The sequence below is a fragment of the Arthrobacter sp. CMU6 genome (genome assembly GCF_059090205.1).
The window spans coordinates 73,716-90,720 of record NZ_JBNHFL010000015.1 but is presented as its reverse complement, the minus strand read 5'-3'; the positions used below and the strand labels follow the sequence as shown (position 1 = coordinate 90,720).

Here is a 17,005-nt window from a genome sequence, read left to right as displayed (position 1 = left end):
CGACATGAACCAGGCAGTTGACGCGGTGGCGTCCCGGCGGCAGTACAGCGGCCACAACAGGATTAGCACCCAGGCGCTCACGAGCCTGGCCAAGGCCGCCGCGGCCGAGGCCCTGGGCATCCATGCCCACGACGTTCGCGCTGACTGGTCGGACGACGACGGCCTTCTGGCGTTGTCGCTTGTCGCCCCCATCAGGGTTCCCAGCCTGACTGCCGTACTTCGTGACCCTGGGCGGGTCCAGGCCGTCGGCGGCTCCATCTGGGACAGGACCGTGCACGCCAAAGCCGACATTCTGACCAAGGTCACCGAACTCAGCGGTGCGAGTCTGAGCAGGGTGGACATCCGCATCAGCGGAGCCCACGTCACGGAAGGGGGAAGGGTGCGGTGAGTTCCGTCGTTGAACAGCAGCATGAGGCCGGCGGGGAACCGGCGCACGGCGGCTCCGGGGCCGCGCATGCCGCCGCAATCGACATGCGCCGCGTCCTGCACCGCGAGACCCACTCCTCCCGCGCCGTGGCAGCAGTCATCGCCGGGTCCCTGGTCATCGTGCTCTGCCTTTACGCGCTCCTGGAGTCCGCCGTACGCGCCATCGGCCAGCCGCCTTGGCTCATCGATCCGCAGACGGCCGCCGAGCGGATCGTGGCGCTCCCGTCGGGTGTGCCGCCGCTGCTGCTGGCCGCTGCGGGAGCAGTGATCGCGGCGGCAGGCCTGTTCTTCTTCCTGAGTGCGATCCTGCCCGGGCGCCGCGCCCGGCATCTGCTTGATGAGCGGCGGATTGCCGTGGTGGTCGATGATGAGGTCATCGCCGCGGCCCTGGCACGGAGCGCGCGCCTCGCGGCCAACGTCACGCAGGAACAGGTCATGGTGGTGGTTTCCCAGCGCCAGGTAATGGTCAATGTCCGCCCCACGTCCGGTGTTCCGGTCAGCGAAAACGCCATCCTGCAGGCGGTGGAGGACGAGCTGCAGGCGATGGGTCCCACTCCCATGCCCCAGGTAATCGTCAATCTGTCGACCTCCGGGGTGGTGGGCGCATGAACGGAACGCCAAGGCTTCTCAACCGGATCATCATCGGCATTCTGGGGTTCAAACTGCTCGTCATCGGCGTGCTGCTCATACTCCTGGCAACGGTCCCGGCCGTCGCGGCGTGGTGGCAATCGTGGTCCAAGAGCGTGTCGGACAGCGCCACCTCGATGTTTGAGGGGACGCAGTTCCCCGGCCGGCAGGGGAGCTGGCTGTGGATCGTCCTGGCCCTCGCCGTGGTGCTGCTGATCGGCCTGATGGTCGCGTGGATCGCCCAGCAGGGCAAAGGCCGCACCGATCTCCTGCTGGCAGCAGAGGACCCGGGGGGCGTTCCCGGCGACATCCGGATCGGCGGGGGAGTGGCCGAGCAGGCGCTTAAGAATGCCCTGGCCGACCGTCCCGACCTCGCCGGGGCCACGGTGTCGATCTACGACGTCAAGGGCCAGCCTGCGCTGAAGCTCCGGCTGCACCCGCGGCCGGGTGTGTCGCCGCGGGCCGTCGCGGCCGAAGCAGCCGACCTCGTCGATGCCCTGAGCGCGGTGGTGGGCCAGCGCACGCCGGTCCTCGTGCACATTGCGGCCGGCGCACGGACCCGCTTCAGCCGTGCTGAGCGGGTCCGCTAGCCCCGTTGTTTAGGACCTTATTTAGGACTCTGACAGCCGGAACCCGGTCAGCCAGAACCCGCCGGCTGCTTTATCCGGCCACCAGGTAGGCCGCGCTGTTGGGCCCAACCACTGCTTCATCGGCGCCTGATTCTTCAGCGCTCGACAGTGCCACCCGATAGCCGTCAGGGACCGGCGCCGGCTTCGCCCCCGTATTGGCGATCACCAGGACATCACGGTTGTGGAAGGCCACGACTCCCAGTTCGGGATTGTGGCTGTCCGCCCAGCAGAACGTTCCCGATCCCAGTCCGTGGCGCCGGCGCGCGGTGAGCGCGGAGCGGTACAGCTCCAGGGTGGAGCCCTTGACGCCGTCCTGCCGGTCGGCGGCCAGGTCTTCGAAGGATTCGGGCTGGGGCAGCCAGGGTGCAGCCGGGTCCTGCACAGTGGATGCCGCTGCAAAGCCATACCCGGGCGCTTCGGATTTCCAGGGCAGCGGCACCCGGCAGCCGTCGCGTCCGCGCTCGATGCCGTTGGTCCGGAAGAACGTGGGGTCCTGCCGGGCTTCGGCGGGCAGCGTGGTGTGCTCGGGAAGGCCAAGCTCCTCGCCCTGGTAGATGTAAACGGAGCCGGGGAGGGCGAGGGACACCAGTGTGGCGGCCCGGGCACGTGCCAGGCCCAGGACGGCATCGGGCTGCTCGTCCTCTGCGGCGATGCCCTTCGGAAAGGTGGTGGGGTCCTCCAGGCCGAAGCGGCTCGGGTGGCGCACGGTGTCGTGGTTGCTCAGCACCCACGTGGACGGCGCCCCTACGGATGCTGCCGCCTCGAGGGAGTCCTCGATCGCCACGGCCATCCGCCGGGCGTCCCAGCCGGCCAGGAGGAAGTCGAAGTTGAAGGCCTGCTGCATCTCGTCCGGGCGGATGTACCGGGCGAGCCGTTCCGCGGGTTCAACCCACGCCTCGGCCACCAGCATGCGGTCGCCGTCGTATTCGGCCAGAACCCGGTTCCAGTCGCGGTAGATGTCATGGACGCCGTCCTGGTCGAAGAACGGCGACGGCGGATACAGCGGCGAAACGGGTTCGTGTTCCGTGGCCGGGGCGGCACCCGAGCCGGAACCGGCCCCCGAATCGGCGGAACCCGAGCCAGAACCGGCCGGGGAAGCGTGCGCCGTATGCGGCTCAACGGCCTCTCCGTGGGCGCCCGGCGGATCCGTCACGTGGGTGGCTTCGGCGGCTCCTTCCACCATGGCAGCCACGCCTTCCCAGTCCGGAAGTCCAGCCTCCTTTACCATCCCGTGGGCTACATCCACCCGGAAGCCGTCCACGCCCCGGTCCAGCCAGAAGCGGAGTACGGAACGCATCTCCTCCCACACCTCAGGGTTTTCCCAGTTGAGATCCGGCTGCTTTGTGTCGAACAGGTGCAGGTACCAGTCCCCGGGGGAGCCGTCCGTATTCGTGGTGCGCGTCCAGGCCGGTCCGCCGAAGATGGATTTCCAGTTGTTGGGCGGGATGTTGCCGTCGCCGGAGCCGGGAACTTCGTCCTTCCCCGGCCGGAACATGTAGCGGTCCCTGGCGGCCGAGCCGGGTTCCGCCGCGAGGGCTTCCTGAAACCACACATGTTCATCGGACGTGTGGTTGGGCACCAAGTCCACGATTACTTTCAGTCCGCGGCTGTGCGCCTCGTCCAGCATGGAATCGAAATCGGCCAGCGTACCGAACGCCGGGTCCACCTGCCGGTAATCGGCGACGTCGTAGCCGCCGTCGGCCTGCGGGGACCGGTAGAACGGCGAGAGCCAGATGGCGTCGACACCGAGCTGCTGCAGGTAGGGCAGGCGCGCGCTGACGCCGGGCAGGTCACCCATGCCGTCACCGTTCCCATCAGAAAAAGAACGCGGATAGATCTGGTACACGGCCGCGTGGGCCCACCACGCCGTTTTCTCGGAAGCCGGCGTGCTGATCGGGCGGTGTTTCATGGTTGCCTCTCCGGTAACAATTAGGTGTAAACGCTTGCATTTCTTCGGGCAACGTTACTAGTGTGACAGTCACCACATCAACCGCACGAATGATTTCCATGTCACTCAGCGAGGAGTCTCCAGCCAATGAAAACCCCTAAGTTCTTACTTCCGGTTGCCACAGCCGGCGTGCTTGCCCTGACCCTGTCTGCCTGTGGCGGCGGCGGAGGCGGGAGCACCACGGGCGGCGGTGCCGCGGGAGGCGACGCCGCCAACAACCTGGACGGCCGCGGCCCCATTACCTACGTTCAGGGCAAGGACAACAGCAACGTCGTCCGCCCGTTGATCGAGAAGTGGAACGCCGCCCACCCGAACGAGAAGGTGACGTTCAAGGAGCAGACGGACCAGGCCGACCAGCAACATGACGACATCGTGCAGCACTTCCAGGCGAAGGATGCCAGCTACGACGTCGTGGACGTTGACGTCGTGTGGACCGCGGAATTCGCAGCCAAGGGGTGGCTCCAGCCGCTGAAGGACAAGATGGCCTTCGACACCAGCGCCATGTTGAAGCCGACCGTCGACAGTGCCACGTACAAGGGCACGCTGTACGCAGCGCCGCAGACCTCCGACGGGGCCCTGCTGTACTACCGCAAGGACCTGGTCCCCACCCCGCCGAAGACCTGGGACGAGATGATGGGCATGTGCTCCATCGCCAAGCAGAACAACATCGGCTGCTACGCCGGGCAGTTCAGCAAGTATGAGGGCCTGACCGTCAACGCCTCGGAGGCCATCAACTCCGCCGGAGGCTCGGTCCTGGATGCGGACGGCAAGCCCAGCCTGAACACCGACCAGGCCAAGGCAGGCCTGGAGAACCTGGCCAAGGCTTACGCCGACGGCAACATCCCCAAGGAAGGCATCACCTTCCAGGAGGAGCAGAGCCGCCAGGCGTTCCAGAGCGGAAAGCTCCTCTTCCTGCGCAACTGGCCCTACGTCTACAACCTGGCCACCACTGAAGGTTCCTCGGCCGTGAAGGACAAGCTCGGCATCGCCCCGATCCCGGGCAAGGACGGTCCCGGCGCCTCCTCCTTGGGCGGCCACAGCCTGGCTGTCAGCGTCTACTCAAAGAACAAGGCGACTGCCCTCGACTTCCTGAAGTTCATGACGTCCGAGGAGACCGAGAAGTTCTACGCGACCCAGGGTTCACTGGCTCCGGTGCTGGGCAGCCTCTACAACGACGCCGCTCTGGTCAAGAAGCTTCCTTACCTGCCGGTGCTGAAGACCTCCATTGAGAACGCGGTGCCGCGTCCGGTCACGCCGTTCTACCCGGCGGTCACCAAGGCGATCCAGGACAACGCCTATTCGGCGATCAAGGGCGAGAAGCCCGTTGACACTGCACTGTCTGACATGCAGAAGTCCATCGAATCCGCCGGTGCGGGATCGTAGTTCTGCCATGGCAACCGAAGTAGGCCCGACGCCGGTCAAGGCACCGGCGTCGGGCGGCGCCCCGATCCACCACGGCCCCAAGGGCGTGGGTGAAGATAACAAGATTCTCAGTCAGGGAAAGTGGGCCTCGTGGCTCCTTGCCCCGACCATCATCGCCCTTGCCGTGGTGATCGTTTACCCGATCGTCAGCGCAATCGTGATGTCCTTCCAGAAGGACGCCGGCCTTGATCCTGCCACTGGCCTCTTCACGGCAGGCGGACCGGCGGGCGTCCAAAACTACGTCAACTGGATCGCGCAGCAGTGTTCCGCCCCCGACGGCGGAACGGTGGCTTGCCCGCCGGGCACGCTTGGTGCCCAGTTCTGGTCGGCCACGGGAACCACGTTCTTCTTCACCGTGGTGACCGTCGCCTTCGAGACCGTCCTGGGTTTCTGGATGGCAATGATCATGGCCCGCACCTTCAAGGGCCGGAGCATGGTCCGCGCCGCTGTACTGGTGCCGTGGGCCATCCCCACCGCTGTCACCGCGAAGCTCTGGTTCTTCATCTTCGCGTTTGAAGGCATCGCCAACAAGATGTTCAACACCTCGATCCTGTGGACCGGCAGCGAGTGGCCGGCGAAGTGGGCAGTGGTCATCGCGGACGTCTGGAAGACGACGCCGTTCATGGCACTGCTGATCCTCGCCGGACTCCAGATGATCCCGGCTGAGGTCTACGAGGCCGCGAAGGTCGACGGCGCCACCGCCTGGCAGCGCTTCCGCCTGATCACACTGCCGCTGGTGAAGCCCGCTTTGATGGTCGCCATCCTGTTCCGCACCCTGGACGCGCTGCGCATGTTCGACCTCCCGTACATCCTGACGGGCGGCGCAAACAACACCACCACGCTGTCCATCCTGGTGATCAACCAAATCAGACAAGGGTTCAATGCCGCCGCGGCGTTGTCGACCATCACCTTCATCATCATCTTTCTTGTCGCGTTCATCTTTGTCCGGTTCCTCGGGGCAAATGTTGTTGAACAAAGCGGCGCCACCGGTAAGGGGAAGAAATGACCGCCGCGACATCCTCCGCCACAACCCTCCGCGCGGAGCAGGACCGTGGCCGCCGCAAGGCCCAGAACAAGGAGAAGTGGGCGCAGGGACGAACCTACATCAGCGCCGCCGTCATCCTGATCTGGTGCCTGGCACCCGCGTACTGGATGGTGGTGACGGCGTTCCGCGAGGTGGGCTTCACGTACGACACCTCGCTCCTGCCCAGCCATGTCACGCTGGACAACTTCAACACCGCGTTCGACACCTCATTCGGCAACCGGTTCGGCCAGGCGCTGCTCAACAGCGTCTTCATCGGCGGCGTCGTCACGCTGGTGTCACTGATTATCGGCGTTTTCGCGGCATATGCCCTCGCGCGGCTGAACTTCCGGTTCAAGTACCTGGTGCTCGGCTTCATCCTGGGCGCCTCCATGTTCCCGGGCGTCGCCCTGATCACCCCGCTGTTCCAGCTGTTCACCAATATTGGCTGGATGGGTAGCTACCAGGCGCTGATCATCCCGAACATTTCGTTCGTGCTGCCGCTGACGGTGTACACCATGACCTCCTTCTTCCGGGAAATGCCGTGGGAGCTGGAGGAGTCGGCCCGGGTGGACGGCTGCACGCAGGGACAGGCCTTCCGCAAGGTCATCATGCCCCTCGCCGCGCCGGCCATCTTCACCACGGCGATCCTGGCGTTCATCTCCTCGTGGAATGAATTCCTGATCGCGAGCCAGCTGTCCAGTGATGCCACGCAGCCGGTGACGGTGGCTATCGCCAACTTCGCCGGGGCCCAGCCGAACCAGGTCCCGTACACGGCCATCATGGCGGCAGGCACCATCGTCACCATCCCGCTGGTCATCCTGGTGCTGGTGTTCCAGCGCAAGATTGTGGCCGGCCTGACGGCGGGCGCTGTCAAGTGACGCACGGAGCAGCACCACAGGGCAGGAAGCCGGCACCGATCGCGCCAAAACGCGTGCGGTCCGGTGAGGACTTCGACATCATCATCGGATTCCTTGGCTTCTGGGCTGTGGTGCTGCTCGTCGCCACCGTCTGGATGGAGGTGACGGCGCAGCCGGCGCTCGGCTGGGCGCTGGGGCTGCTGGCCACACTGCTGGCACTGTATGGCATGGTCAGGCTCCGCAGGCGCCTCCCCGCGCGCACTGCCACGCGCCGCAAATGAGGCGGCGCGACTAAAATGGACATTTCCCGCCGGGAGAACAGCTCGGCGGAGATCTGCATGAAGGCTTAGAGAGGACATCGTGGCGCGCACTACTGAAAGGGCACAGCGCGGTGGCCACTCAGGAGTCAGTATCGAAGACGTGGCGGCGGCCGCAGGTGTTTCCACCGCAACGGTGTCCCGCGCCGTGCGCGGCCTGCCCCGTGTTTCCCCGGCCACCCGGGAGAAAATCCTTGAGGTGGCCACGGCGCTGGGCTACGTCGCCTCATCCTCGGCGTCCGGGCTTGCCACCGGGCGCACCAAAACCATCGGCGTGCTGGCTCCCTTTGTGAGCCGGTGGTTCTTCTCGAAGGCCATCGAGGGCGCGGACCGCGAGCTGCACGCCCGGCAGTACAACCTTTCCCTCTTCAACCTCGGGGGCCACGGCAGCCACCGGGAGCGGCTCTTCAGCAAGACCATGGTGTACAAGCAGATCGATGCCCTCCTGGTCCTGTGTATGGCGCTGACCCGCGACGAGCTGGAGCACCTGCAGAAGATCGACATTCCGCTGGTGGTGGTGGGTGGACATGTGGAGGAATGTGCCTACATCGGCATAGACGACTACGCGGCAGCCTCCACCGCAGTCAAGCACCTGATCGAACTCGGGCACCGGGACATTGCCCTGCTGCACGGCGACGACGAAACGGATCTTAACTTCGATGTCCCGCGGGTCCGCATCCTGGCCTTCCAGGACGTCATGTCGGCTGCGGGCCTGGAAGTCCGGCCGGAGTGGGACGAATGGGGAGATTTCACCGTCCGCAGCGGCCAGGAGGCATTCCGCCGGCTGTGGGCCCAGCCCGGCGCCAAACCCACCGCCATCTTCTGTGCGTCCGATGAAATGGCTATGGGCGTCATTTTCGAAGCGCAGCGGGTCGGCGTCCGGGTTCCCGAGGAACTGTCCGTGATCGGCATCGACGACCACGATTTTTCCGATGCCATGGGCCTCACCACCGTGGGGCAGCGCCCCGACGAGCAGGCGGAGCTTGGCACCAAGATGCTCCTCGACGAACTTCTGGGGATCCCCGGTTCGGTGCGGTCCTCCGTTGCGCCGCACCGCCTGATAGTCAGACGCACGACGGCGCCGCCCCGGTCCTCCTAGCAGCGCACCCTGGGTGCCGGGCCGGGTCCCGGCCGGGATTGGGCGCCGGCCGGGCTATGAGGCCCGGGCCAGCTGGCGGATCGGGATCCAGCGCGAGGCAAGCCGGCGGTAGGCGGCAGCCGCGCCGGTCATGTCACCTTCCGCGAGGCACTCGATGCCCAGCCGCACATCCATGGGGGAGTCGTCCGGGTAGACCTTGTCCGCCACCGCGCCGTAGTCCAGTTCCACCATGGAGTCCGTATGGAAGAGCTCCAGCCACTCGGTGAGCTGCGTGAGGTCGTCCAGCATGTCCAGGTCCGGCGCGGCGAGGGCAAGGTTTGCGACCGCGTAGCGCACCCGGTCGAGCGCATCGGAGATCGGCGTCCACACCCGCACGGTAAGGATCCTGCCGCCCGCCTCCACAACATCCTGCGGGTCGGATTCAAGAAACAGCGAGAACCAGCTGAACGGGATGCCCCAGGTGGAAGCGCGGGTGTGCACCCGGGTGATGCCGTCGCGGGCATTGACCAGATCGATGCGTTCCTGGTGCCTGTCCCGCTGCTCCTCGGGGATCAGCAGCTCGGCCAGCGGCCCGTGGATGCCCTCGATCAGCGCATTTGCCGCCAACCCGGCCCGAAGCACCAGCTGGCTGGGGCAGTAAAGCAGCGCGACGCCGTCGGCCGTTTCCTCCTCCGAACCTTCTTTGCCGGCATCCTCCACGGGGACGCCTGGGGCGCGGGTGACGCGCACCAGGTCGGTCCGCCCGGTGGGGAACGGATCGCCGCCGGGCCTGGTGATCCGCCCCAGGGAAGCCAGCAGCTCCGCGTTTTCGACCGCAGCGCGGGACACCGCCCGCTCACCGGCTGACTTGATGGCGGCACGCTGTTCCTCGGGGAACGCGTCCAGCGGCTCATAAACGCGCAGCGTGGAGGAAAACGGGAGCCCGGCCTGGCCCCGGTAGAGGTTGCCCGTCATGAATGCCTGCCTGTCATCAGCCGTCAGCCCCCATCAGTCGGTCAGTTCCACAATCACCGGTGCGTGGTCGGACGCGCCCTTGCCCTTGCGTTCCTCGCGGTCGATCGACGCACCGGAGACCCGCGAGGCCAGGGCAGGCGAGGCGAGCACGAAGTCGATCCGCATGCCCTCCTTCTTGGGGAAGCGCAGCTGGGTGTAGTCCCAGTACGTGTAGACGCCCGGGCCCGGGGTGTGGGGCCGCACGACGTCCGAGTAGCCCGCGGACTCGAAGGCGCGGAACGCGGCCCGCTCCGGTTCGCTGACGTGGGTGTAGCCCTGGGTGAGGAACAGGTCGATGTCCCAGACGTCGTCGTCCGTGGGGGCGATGTTCCAGTCGCCCATCAGCGCGACCTGCGCGGACGGGTCCTCGGAGATCCAGCCTGCCGCGTGGTTCTTCAGGGCATCAAGCCACTTGAGCTTGTAGGGCATGTGCTCGTCGTCGAGGGAGCGGCCGTTGGGGACGTAGAGGCTCCAGACCCGGACTCCGCCGCAGGTAGCAGCCATGGCGCGGGCTTCCTGGACCGGATCCTTGCCCGCCTTGCCGAAGTGCGGCTGGTCAGTGAAGCCGCGTTCGACGTCTTCCAGGCCCACCCGGGAGGCGATGGCCACTCCGTTCCACTGGTTGACGCCGAAGTGGGCCACCTCGTAGCCCATGCGCTCGAAGAGCTCCCACGGAAAGTTGTCGTCCTTGCACTTGGTTTCCTGGATGGCCAGGACGTCACAGTCGGAGCGCTGCAGCCACGCCTCCACACGGTCGGCACGGGCACGCAGCGAGTTCACATTCCAGGTAGCTATCTTCACAGTCCTAACTTACCGAACTTGGACGCCGATGGGACTCCCGGCGGATGGCGGCGCGCTGCTGCCCGGGCCGCGTCCGAAACGGGGCACTTTGGCGCGGAGCACGCCGGATTTCGCGCGGCAAAGCACTGTTTCCGGGCCAAAGTGCCCTGCGACGGCGGCAGCTCGCCGCCGCTGGCAACCCCCACCCCGGGGGACTCTGGAATTTAGTAGGAAGTCCGAGTAGATTCAGCACAGAGATGACCGGGGTCATGCAAAGGAGCATCCATGGTTCGCGAACTTTCCCACTACATCGGCGGCCGGCGGGTAGACGGCACGTCCGGCCGGTACGGCGATGTCTTTGATCCCTGCACCGGAGAGGTCCAGGCCAAGGTGCCACTGGCGGGCGCGGAAGAAGTCCGCAACGCCGTCGAGAACGCCGAAAAGGCGCAGCCGGAGTGGGGCGCCATGAACGCGCAGCGGCGCGGCCGTATCCTGCTCAAATTCGTGGACCTCGTGAACGAGAACATGGACGAGCTGGCCGCCCTGCTGTCCTCGGAGCACGGGAAGACCCTCGCCGATGCCAGGGGCGACATCCAGCGCGGCATCGAGGTGGTGGAGTTCGCCGCCGGCGCCCCGCACCTGCTGAAGGGCGAGTTCTCCGACGACGCCGGCACGGGCATCGACGTGCACTCCATGCGCCAGCCACTAGGCGTCGTTGCAGGCATCACGCCCTTCAACTTCCCGGCCATGATCCCGCTCTGGAAGTCCGGCCCTGCCCTCGCTGCAGGCAACGCGTTCATCCTCAAACCGTCCGAACGCGATCCGTCCGTGCCGCTGCGCCTGGCTGAGCTCTACTCCCAGGCCGGGGTGCCGGACGGCGTCTTCAACGTGGTCAACGGCGACAAGGAAGCCGTGGACGCGCTGCTCGGGGATCGGCGCGTGCAGGCGATCGGCTTCGTGGGTTCCACCCCGATCGCCCAGTACATCTACGCCACGGCGGCGGCGCACGGCAAGCGGGCGCAATGCTTTGGCGGCGCCAAGAACCACATGGTGATCATGCCGGACGCGGACCTGGACATGGCCGCCGATGCCCTGATCGGGGCCGGCTACGGGTCGGCCGGTGAACGCTGCATGGCAGTATCCGTGGCCGTTCCGGTGGGGGAGGAGACCGCGAACAGCCTGGTGGCACGGCTGCAGGAACGCATCAAGTCCCTGAAGGTGGGCCACAGCCTGGCCAAGGACTCCGACTTCGGACCGGTGGTAACGCCAGCCGCAAAGGAGCGGATCGAGGGATACATCAAATCCGGCGAGGAGGAGGGCGCCTCGCTCCTGGTGGACGGCCGCGGCCTGGCCGTGGACGGCTACGACGGCGGGTTCTGGGTGGGGCCCACGCTCTTCGACAACGTCACCAAGGACATGAAGATCTACCGTGAGGAAATATTCGGCCCCGTGCTCAGCGTCCTCCGCGCATCCGACTATGACGAGGCCCTTCAGCTCTGCAGCGAGAACGAGTTCGGCAACGGCGTGGCCATCTTCACCCGCGACGGTGACGCCGCCCGGGACTTCGCCAGCCGGGTGCAGGTGGGCATGGTGGGCATCAATGTCCCCATTCCGGTGCCCATTGCCTACTACACCTTCGGCGGCTGGAAGGCGTCCGGCTTCGGCGACCTCAACCAGCACGGCGCCGATGCTTTCCGCTTCTACACCAAGACCAAGACCGTGACCTCACGCTGGCCCTCCGGCATCCGGCAGGGCGCGAGCTTCATCATGCCGGAAGGAAGCTGATGACTGAACCTGCTGAACGAGAGGTGTTGTTCGAACAACGGGGCAGGCTGGGGGTGGTCACGCTCAACCGGCCCAGGGCAGTGAACGCCCTCACGGCAGGCATGGTCACCGCCATCCTGGAACAGCTCACCGCCTGGGCGGACGACGACAGCGTGGCCACCGTCCTGGTCCGGGGCGCCGGCGACCGCGGACTGTGCGCCGGCGGGGACATCGTGGCCATCTACCGGGACATCCTCGCAGGCGGCGATGAAACCGCCGCGTTCTGGGCAGACGAATACCGGATGAACTCGCTCATCGAACGGTTCCCCAAGCCCTATGTTGCGTTCATGGACGGCCTGGTGCTGGGCGGCGGCGTGGGCATCTCCGCACACGGCTCCCTGCGCGTCGTCACCGAGCGGACCCGGACCGGGATGCCGGAGACCACCATCGGGTTTGTGCCCGACGTCGGCGGCACCCTCCTGCTCGCACGCTCACCGGGGGAGGCGGGCACGCATGCCGCCCTCACCGGTGCGCACCTCAGCGGGGCGGATGCGCTTTTCCTGGGGCTCGCCGATTACTTTGTCCCGTCCGGAAGCCTCCCGGACCTCGCGGCGGCGCTGGAAAACGAAAGTGCGGAAGCCGCCGTCGTACGCTTTGCCGAAAAGCCGCCCGCCTCGGCGCTGGAGGCGCAGCGGGACTGGATCGACGCCTGCTATTCAGCGGACGACGCCGAGGAGATTGTCCGCCGGCTGCGTGCCTCCGGCGGGGAGGCCACTGCGGCCGCCGACACCATCGAGGCGAAGTCTCCCACGTCCGTCAAGGTGACCCTGGCCTCGCTCCGCAGGTCGCGCGGGCTGACGCTCGACCAGGCGCTGGCCGAGGAATACCGCGTGGGGCTGCGTTGCCTTGCCGGACCGGACTTCCGGGAGGGGATCCGGGCGCAGGTGGTGGACAAGGACCGCAACCCCCAGTGGCAGCCGGCCACGCTCCATGAGGTGCACTCGGACGACGTCGAGCGGTACTTTGCGCCATTGGGGGACCGGGAACTGGTTTTGTGGGAAAAGGAGTCGGACCATGCCTGAAGAAGCGAAGCCCCGCGTTGCCTTCCTGGGATTGGGCCACATGGGCGGTCCCATGGCGGTCAACCTGGTCAAAGCAGGGTACGACGTCATCGGCTACGACGTGGTGCCCGCCGCGCTGGACGCCGCGCGCGAGCATGGTATCCCCGTGGCCGCGAGTGCCGCGGAAACCATCCCGGGAGCGGACATCGTGCTCACGATGTTCCCGAGCGGGCAGCATGTGCTGGATGCCTACCGCGGCGGGGATGGACAGCCCGGACTGCTGGAAGCGGCGGCGCCGAACACCATGTTCCTGGACTGCTCCACCATCAACGTGGACGAGGCGCGGGAAGCGGCCAGGCTGGCCCTCGACGCAGGGCACCGCTCGGTGGACGCGCCAGTTTCCGGCGGCGTGGTGGGGGCGGAGGCCGGCACGCTCACGTTCATGGTCGGCGCGCTGCCCGAGGACTTCGAGGCAGTGCGGCCCCTGTTCGACGTCATGGGCAAACGCGCGGTGCTGTGCGGAGAGCACGGCGCCGGCCAAGCCGCGAAGGTCTGCAACAACCTCATCCTCGGCGTCTCGATGATCGCCGTCAGCGAAGCGTTCGTGCTCGGGGAGAAGCTGGGCCTGACGCACCAGGCCCTGTTCGACGTCGCGTCCGCGGCGTCAGGGCAGTGCTGGGCCCTCACCACCAACTGCCCCGTCCCGGGACCGGTGCCCACCAGCCCGGCCAACCGCGACTATCAGCCGGGCTTCGCCGGAGCCCTGATGGCCAAGGACCTCCGGCTGGCTCTGAACGCCCTTCGGTCCACCGGCGTCGCCGCCCGCATGGGCCCGCTGGCCTCCGAGATTTACGACGCCTTTGCCGCGGAAGGCGGGGCCGGCCGGGATTTCTCCGGCATCATCACCGACATCCGGGACAAGTCAGGACAGTAGGCTTAGTTTCAGGACGTACCAACCACGTTAGGGGCATGGATGACGCACGAGTACGGGAACATTCTGGTGGAACGCCGCGGGCGCGTTGGCCTCGTTACCCTGAACCGGCCCGAGGCCCTGAACGCCTTGGACCGGACCACCCTGGAGGAAATCGTTGCGGCGGTCTCGGCCATGGACACTGATCCTGGCGTTGGTGCCGTCGTCATCACCGGTTCGGGTAAGGCCTTCGCTGCGGGCGCCGACATCAAGGAGATGGCGGACAAGGGCTTCCTCGAGATGTACTACGCCGACTGGTTCCGCGGGTGGGAGGACCTCACCCGGCTGCGTATCCCGCTGATCGCCGCGGTGTCCGGATTCGCTCTGGGCGGCGGCTGCGAGCTGGCCATGATGTGCGACTTCATCATCGCCGGCGACAACGCCAAATTCGGCCAGCCCGAGATCAACCTCGGAGTGGTGCCGGGCATGGGCGGGTCCCAGCGGCTCACCCGCGCCGTGGGCAAGGCCAAAGCGATGGACATGATCCTCACCGGCCGGTTCATCGACGCGGACGAGGCAGAACGCTCGGGCCTGGTGGCTCGGGTGGTACCTGCCGCGGATACCGTGGAAGAGGCACTGAAGGCCGCGGAGGTCATCGCGTCCAAGTCGAAGCCGGCCGCCATGCTGGCCAAGGAAGCCGTCAACGCGGCCTTCGAGACGGGGCTGGCGCAGGGCGTGCTTTTTGAACGGCGGCTGTTCCATTCGCTCTTCGCCTCTGAAGACCAGAAGGAAGGCATGGCTGCTTTCGCGGAGAAGCGCCAGCCGGAGTTCAGGCACCGGTGAGCGCGCGGCTGACGGGTGAGCGCACCGTGCAGGGGACTTCCCTGCGCGTTGTTCCGGCAGCCATGGTCTCGCTGGCCGGCTTTGTCCTGTTCGGGCTGGACCAGAGCCTGCCGGGCTATGCCCTGCTCGTGGCAGGGCTCGCGGTGGCGGTGCTGGTGGACCGGCTGCTGTTCCGCGACCTTGCGCTGATTGCAGCCGGAGTGGCCATTATCAGTGCCGTGCCGATCACCACCGACGTCAGCACGTCCCACATGCTCGTCATGGGCTCAGCCATGATTGCGGCCGTGGGGATCCCCTATGCCGTGTCCCGGTTCGTCACCAAAGAACATACGGTGGTGTTTCCGGTCTGGACAGGGCAGAAATGGACACGGGCCGAAAAGTGGTACCTGCCCGCCGTCGTGGTGATCGGCTACGCCCTGCTGCCCGTGTACATGATCCGGACCGGGGTCTACATGAACTGGCCCGCGGTGCACGACCCCGAGGGCATTGCGCGGCTTTTCGTGGGCACCAACGCCCTGGGGATCTGGGACGAGCTGTTCTTCATCTGCACCTGCTTCGCGCTGCTGCGCCGCCACCTGCCTGACTGGCAGGCCAACCTGCTGCAGGCCGTCCTGTTTACCTCGTTCCTGTGGGAACTCGGCTTCAGGTCCTGGGCACCGTTCTTCATCTTCCCGTTCGCCCTGCTGCAGGCCCGCATCTTCACCGTGACCAAGTCGCTGTCGTACATCGTGAGCGTGCACCTGCTCTTCGACTTCGTGCTGTTCCTGGTGCTGCTCCACGCGCACAACCGGGCGTGGATCGACATCTTTCTGTACTGATTCCCGGGTCTATTTGGATGACGCGCCCAAAGGCATCCGTCTGCTAATGGCCGCCGGAATTTCACCTGCAGTTAATCGCCATGCCTTAGCCTTGCACTTCAGGCAACCGTGTTTATTTAGGCAAACGTCCGAAAAGGGGAACGATCGTGGCCGATATCGCTGCTGTACTGGGACGGCTCACCGCGGCTGAGCTTGAAGAAATCCACGCCACAGGTCCGCAGGGGCACCTGAGCCGCCGGATCGTGGACGCCCTGGACCGGGCCGCTGGCGGTCCGGGCGGCGGCCGTGGCTACTATGTTCCGGCCGGAAGTGTCAGCGGAACCGGCAGCCCGCACGTGGTGCTGAGGAGCGACGTCGCAGCCTGGCTTTTCGGGCATTCCGCACCTGCCGCCGTCTCCGACCCCGCCTAAGGGCGGGCAGCAGCCGGACCCTGCCCAGGGACGGGCGGCGGGCTCCGTCTAGCGTGCCGTCGGTGCTGCGGGCGTAAGGGCGGATGCTGGCGCCGCGCCGGGAGCGTCGTCGGGTCCGCCGTTTTGCTGCCGCAGGCCGCCGCCGTCGAGGATGGTGCCCAGCAGGCCACGGGCCGCTTCGAGGACTTCGCGTACCTCGGGAGACGTCAGTTCGTAGAACAGGCGGCCGTCCTTCCGGGACGGAACGATCAGCCGCTGGCGACGCAGGATGCCGAGGTGCTGGGAGAGGTTCGAGGCTTCGAGTCCGGTGGAGTCCCGCAGGTTGCTCACGGTGACCGGACCGCTGACCAGCATCTCCAGGACCAGGATGCGCGCAGGGTGGCCCATGGACTTGAACAGGTCCGCCTTTACCTCGGTGTGAATCACGCCGTGGGGCATGTCACCCATGATGGATTCCTTCCACTGTTCCTTGCCAGATGTTGCCAGCCAGGTATTGCTCGGCCCGCCGAACTGGTGCCCCCAAGGCGTCTAGACCTAAGTATAGAGACAGAACGGTCTGTCTCAGATGACCGAGGTGAACTTTTGTTGGAAAGTCCTTCCAGCATGGCGCGATGGCCCGCGCCAACAGCCGTGGACAGCCCTTGCCAAGAGCGCGTTACTGGTTCACAATTTCATAAATTCCTCAATTTCCGCCCCCGCTCATCCGTGGGAGCGGCAAGGAAGAAAATTTCAGCTGCTTCCGGTGACGACGGCGTCCCGGAAGCCGTGTTCCCGGATCCAGGAGGGCTAAATGGCTGGCATGTTCGAACTCTTCATTGACGCAGAGGCTTCATTCCGATTCCAGCTCACCGCCCCGGACGGTACCGTGATGGCCGTATCCCGCCCTTTTCCCAGCAAGGCCGCTGCGGTCGAGGGCATTGCTGCCGTTCGTGAGTACGCCGGTATGGGGCACGTGAAGGAGCTGGCCGCGGCACCGGCAGAACACCGCTTCGGTTCCCGTCCGCACACCGCCGTCCGCCCCCGGTCCACCCGCCTGCCGCTCCAGTTCCAGGGGGTGGCCGGGTAGGGCGGCAGGGA

General features: G+C 66.3%; 19 protein-coding genes. 15 read left to right on the top strand and 4 right to left on the bottom strand.

Annotation, left to right across the window (positions count from 1 at the left end; genetic code table 11):
* Window positions 1-4: 4 nt before the first annotated feature.
* From AC5RWD_RS12385 to AC5RWD_RS12375, 3 genes are read left to right on the top strand one after another with little or no spacing between them, the layout of a single operon-like run.
* Window positions 5-388: a hypothetical protein gene (locus tag AC5RWD_RS12385; RefSeq protein WP_494020282.1), complete on the top strand. Its 384-nt coding sequence runs from the start codon at window positions 5-7 to the stop codon at window positions 386-388.
* A complete protein-coding gene (locus tag AC5RWD_RS12380) occupies window positions 385-1,035 on the top strand; it encodes a hypothetical protein (RefSeq protein ID WP_494020281.1) in 651 nt (216 codons plus the stop codon). The genes AC5RWD_RS12385 and AC5RWD_RS12380 overlap by 4 nt, the downstream gene beginning before the upstream one ends.
* The gene (locus AC5RWD_RS12375; RefSeq protein WP_494020280.1) at window positions 1,032-1,643 is read left to right on the top strand and encodes a hypothetical protein; all 612 of its coding nucleotides are present in this window, start codon (window positions 1,032-1,034) and stop codon (window positions 1,641-1,643) included. The genes AC5RWD_RS12380 and AC5RWD_RS12375 overlap by 4 nt, the downstream gene beginning before the upstream one ends.
* 70 nt (window positions 1,644-1,713) lie before the next feature.
* Here AC5RWD_RS12375 and AC5RWD_RS12370 read toward each other — a convergent pair whose 3' ends face one another.
* Window positions 1,714-3,591, bottom strand: a complete 1,878-nt coding sequence (locus AC5RWD_RS12370; RefSeq protein WP_494020279.1) for a glycoside hydrolase family 13 protein — start codon at window positions 3,589-3,591, stop codon at window positions 1,714-1,716.
* A 126-nt stretch (window positions 3,592-3,717) separates the two neighbouring features.
* On the opposite strand from AC5RWD_RS12370, the gene AC5RWD_RS12365 reads away from it, so the two are divergent.
* The 5 genes from AC5RWD_RS12365 to AC5RWD_RS12345 all read left to right on the top strand — a co-directional run bounded on the left by AC5RWD_RS12365 (window position 3,718) and on the right by AC5RWD_RS12345 (window position 8,349).
* The gene (locus tag AC5RWD_RS12365; RefSeq protein ID WP_494020278.1) at window positions 3,718-5,013 is read left to right on the top strand and encodes an ABC transporter substrate-binding protein; all 1,296 of its coding nucleotides are present in this window, start codon (window positions 3,718-3,720) and stop codon (window positions 5,011-5,013) included.
* A gap of 7 nt (window positions 5,014-5,020) precedes the next feature.
* Window positions 5,021-6,058 (top strand): carbohydrate ABC transporter permease, encoded by a 1,038-nt coding sequence (locus tag AC5RWD_RS12360; protein ID WP_494020277.1) that lies wholly within the window; start codon window positions 5,021-5,023, stop codon window positions 6,056-6,058.
* Complete coding sequence (locus tag AC5RWD_RS12355; protein WP_494020276.1) at window positions 6,055-6,954, top strand: carbohydrate ABC transporter permease; 900 nt, start codon at window positions 6,055-6,057, stop codon at window positions 6,952-6,954. Before AC5RWD_RS12360 ends, AC5RWD_RS12355 begins: the two co-directional genes overlap by 4 nt.
* Window positions 6,951-7,214: a hypothetical protein gene (locus AC5RWD_RS12350; protein WP_494020275.1), complete on the top strand. Its 264-nt coding sequence runs from the start codon at window positions 6,951-6,953 to the stop codon at window positions 7,212-7,214. The genes AC5RWD_RS12355 and AC5RWD_RS12350 overlap by 4 nt, the downstream gene beginning before the upstream one ends.
* A 79-nt stretch (window positions 7,215-7,293) precedes the next feature.
* Window positions 7,294-8,349 carry a LacI family DNA-binding transcriptional regulator gene (locus tag AC5RWD_RS12345; RefSeq protein WP_494020274.1) on the top strand — a complete coding sequence of 352 codons (1,056 nt, stop codon included), beginning with the start codon at window positions 7,294-7,296 and terminating at the stop codon, window positions 8,347-8,349.
* A gap of 54 nt (window positions 8,350-8,403) precedes the next feature.
* On the opposite strand, the gene AC5RWD_RS12340 is transcribed toward AC5RWD_RS12345, so the two are convergent.
* The gene (locus AC5RWD_RS12340; protein ID WP_494020273.1) at window positions 8,404-9,303 is read right to left on the bottom strand and encodes a DUF8083 family protein; all 900 of its coding nucleotides are present in this window, start codon (window positions 9,301-9,303) and stop codon (window positions 8,404-8,406) included.
* 33 nt (window positions 9,304-9,336) lie between these two features.
* The gene (locus AC5RWD_RS12335; protein WP_494020272.1) at window positions 9,337-10,143 is read right to left on the bottom strand and encodes an exodeoxyribonuclease III; all 807 of its coding nucleotides are present in this window, start codon (window positions 10,141-10,143) and stop codon (window positions 9,337-9,339) included.
* 264 nt (window positions 10,144-10,407) lie between these two features.
* On the opposite strand from AC5RWD_RS12335, the gene AC5RWD_RS12330 reads away from it, so the two are divergent.
* The 6 genes from AC5RWD_RS12330 (at window position 10,408) to AC5RWD_RS12305 (ending at window position 15,928) form a co-directional block, all read left to right on the top strand.
* Window positions 10,408-11,907 (top strand): CoA-acylating methylmalonate-semialdehyde dehydrogenase, encoded by a 1,500-nt coding sequence (locus AC5RWD_RS12330; protein WP_494020271.1) that lies wholly within the window; start codon window positions 10,408-10,410, stop codon window positions 11,905-11,907.
* Complete coding sequence (locus AC5RWD_RS12325; RefSeq protein WP_494020270.1) at window positions 11,907-12,968, top strand: enoyl-CoA hydratase/isomerase family protein; 1,062 nt, start codon at window positions 11,907-11,909, stop codon at window positions 12,966-12,968. Before AC5RWD_RS12330 ends, AC5RWD_RS12325 begins: the two co-directional genes overlap by 1 nt.
* Entirely contained in the window at window positions 12,961-13,881 is a 921-nt protein-coding gene (gene mmsB, locus AC5RWD_RS12320; RefSeq protein ID WP_494020269.1) for a 3-hydroxyisobutyrate dehydrogenase, read from the top strand. Before AC5RWD_RS12325 ends, mmsB begins: the two co-directional genes overlap by 8 nt.
* A gap of 39 nt (window positions 13,882-13,920) precedes the next feature.
* Window positions 13,921-14,700 (top strand): enoyl-CoA hydratase, encoded by a 780-nt coding sequence (locus AC5RWD_RS12315; protein ID WP_494020268.1) that lies wholly within the window; start codon window positions 13,921-13,923, stop codon window positions 14,698-14,700.
* Entirely contained in the window at window positions 14,697-15,518 is an 822-nt protein-coding gene (locus tag AC5RWD_RS12310; RefSeq protein WP_494020267.1) for a CPBP family glutamic-type intramembrane protease, read from the top strand. Before AC5RWD_RS12315 ends, AC5RWD_RS12310 begins: the two co-directional genes overlap by 4 nt.
* Before the next feature lie 146 nt (window positions 15,519-15,664).
* The gene (locus AC5RWD_RS12305; protein ID WP_494020266.1) at window positions 15,665-15,928 is read left to right on the top strand and encodes a hypothetical protein; all 264 of its coding nucleotides are present in this window, start codon (window positions 15,665-15,667) and stop codon (window positions 15,926-15,928) included.
* A 48-nt stretch (window positions 15,929-15,976) separates the two neighbouring features.
* Here AC5RWD_RS12305 and AC5RWD_RS12300 read toward each other — a convergent pair whose 3' ends face one another.
* Window positions 15,977-16,375 carry an ArsR/SmtB family transcription factor gene (locus AC5RWD_RS12300; protein WP_494020265.1) on the bottom strand — a complete coding sequence of 133 codons (399 nt, stop codon included), beginning with the start codon at window positions 16,373-16,375 and terminating at the stop codon, window positions 15,977-15,979.
* Window positions 16,376-16,718: 343 nt separating this feature from the next.
* On the opposite strand from AC5RWD_RS12300, the gene AC5RWD_RS12295 reads away from it, so the two are divergent.
* Window positions 16,719-16,994 carry a YegP family protein gene (locus AC5RWD_RS12295; protein ID WP_494020264.1) on the top strand — a complete coding sequence of 92 codons (276 nt, stop codon included), beginning with the start codon at window positions 16,719-16,721 and terminating at the stop codon, window positions 16,992-16,994.
* The last annotated feature ends 11 nt before the right edge of the window (window positions 16,995-17,005 follow it).

Excerpts from the sequence above, each read along its gene's own strand:
- AC5RWD_RS12370 (WP_494020279.1), bottom strand. The coding sequence starts at position 3,591 with ATGAAACACCGCCCGATCAGCACGCCGGCTTCCGAGAAAACGGCGTGG.
- AC5RWD_RS12340 (WP_494020273.1), bottom strand. The coding sequence starts at position 9,303 with ATGACGGGCAACCTCTACCGGGGCCAGGCCGGGCTCCCGTTTTCCTCC.
- AC5RWD_RS12360 (WP_494020277.1), top strand. The coding sequence starts at position 5,021 with ATGGCAACCGAAGTAGGCCCGACGCCGGTCAAGGCACCGGCGTCGGGC.
- AC5RWD_RS12295 (WP_494020264.1), top strand. The coding sequence starts at position 16,719 with ATGGCTGGCATGTTCGAACTCTTCATTGACGCAGAGGCTTCATTCCGA.
- AC5RWD_RS12375 (WP_494020280.1), top strand. The coding sequence starts at position 1,032 with ATGAACGGAACGCCAAGGCTTCTCAACCGGATCATCATCGGCATTCTG.
- AC5RWD_RS12330 (WP_494020271.1), top strand. The coding sequence starts at position 10,408 with ATGGTTCGCGAACTTTCCCACTACATCGGCGGCCGGCGGGTAGACGGC.
- AC5RWD_RS12355 (WP_494020276.1), top strand. The coding sequence starts at position 6,055 with ATGACCGCCGCGACATCCTCCGCCACAACCCTCCGCGCGGAGCAGGAC.
- AC5RWD_RS12365 (WP_494020278.1), top strand. The coding sequence starts at position 3,718 with ATGAAAACCCCTAAGTTCTTACTTCCGGTTGCCACAGCCGGCGTGCTT.
- AC5RWD_RS12325 (WP_494020270.1), top strand. The coding sequence starts at position 11,907 with ATGACTGAACCTGCTGAACGAGAGGTGTTGTTCGAACAACGGGGCAGG.
- AC5RWD_RS12300 (WP_494020265.1), bottom strand. The coding sequence starts at position 16,375 with ATGGGTGACATGCCCCACGGCGTGATTCACACCGAGGTAAAGGCGGAC.
- mmsB (WP_494020269.1), top strand. The coding sequence starts at position 12,961 with ATGCCTGAAGAAGCGAAGCCCCGCGTTGCCTTCCTGGGATTGGGCCAC.
- AC5RWD_RS12385 (WP_494020282.1), top strand. The coding sequence starts at position 5 with ATGAACCAGGCAGTTGACGCGGTGGCGTCCCGGCGGCAGTACAGCGGC.
- AC5RWD_RS12315 (WP_494020268.1), top strand. The coding sequence starts at position 13,921 with ATGACGCACGAGTACGGGAACATTCTGGTGGAACGCCGCGGGCGCGTT.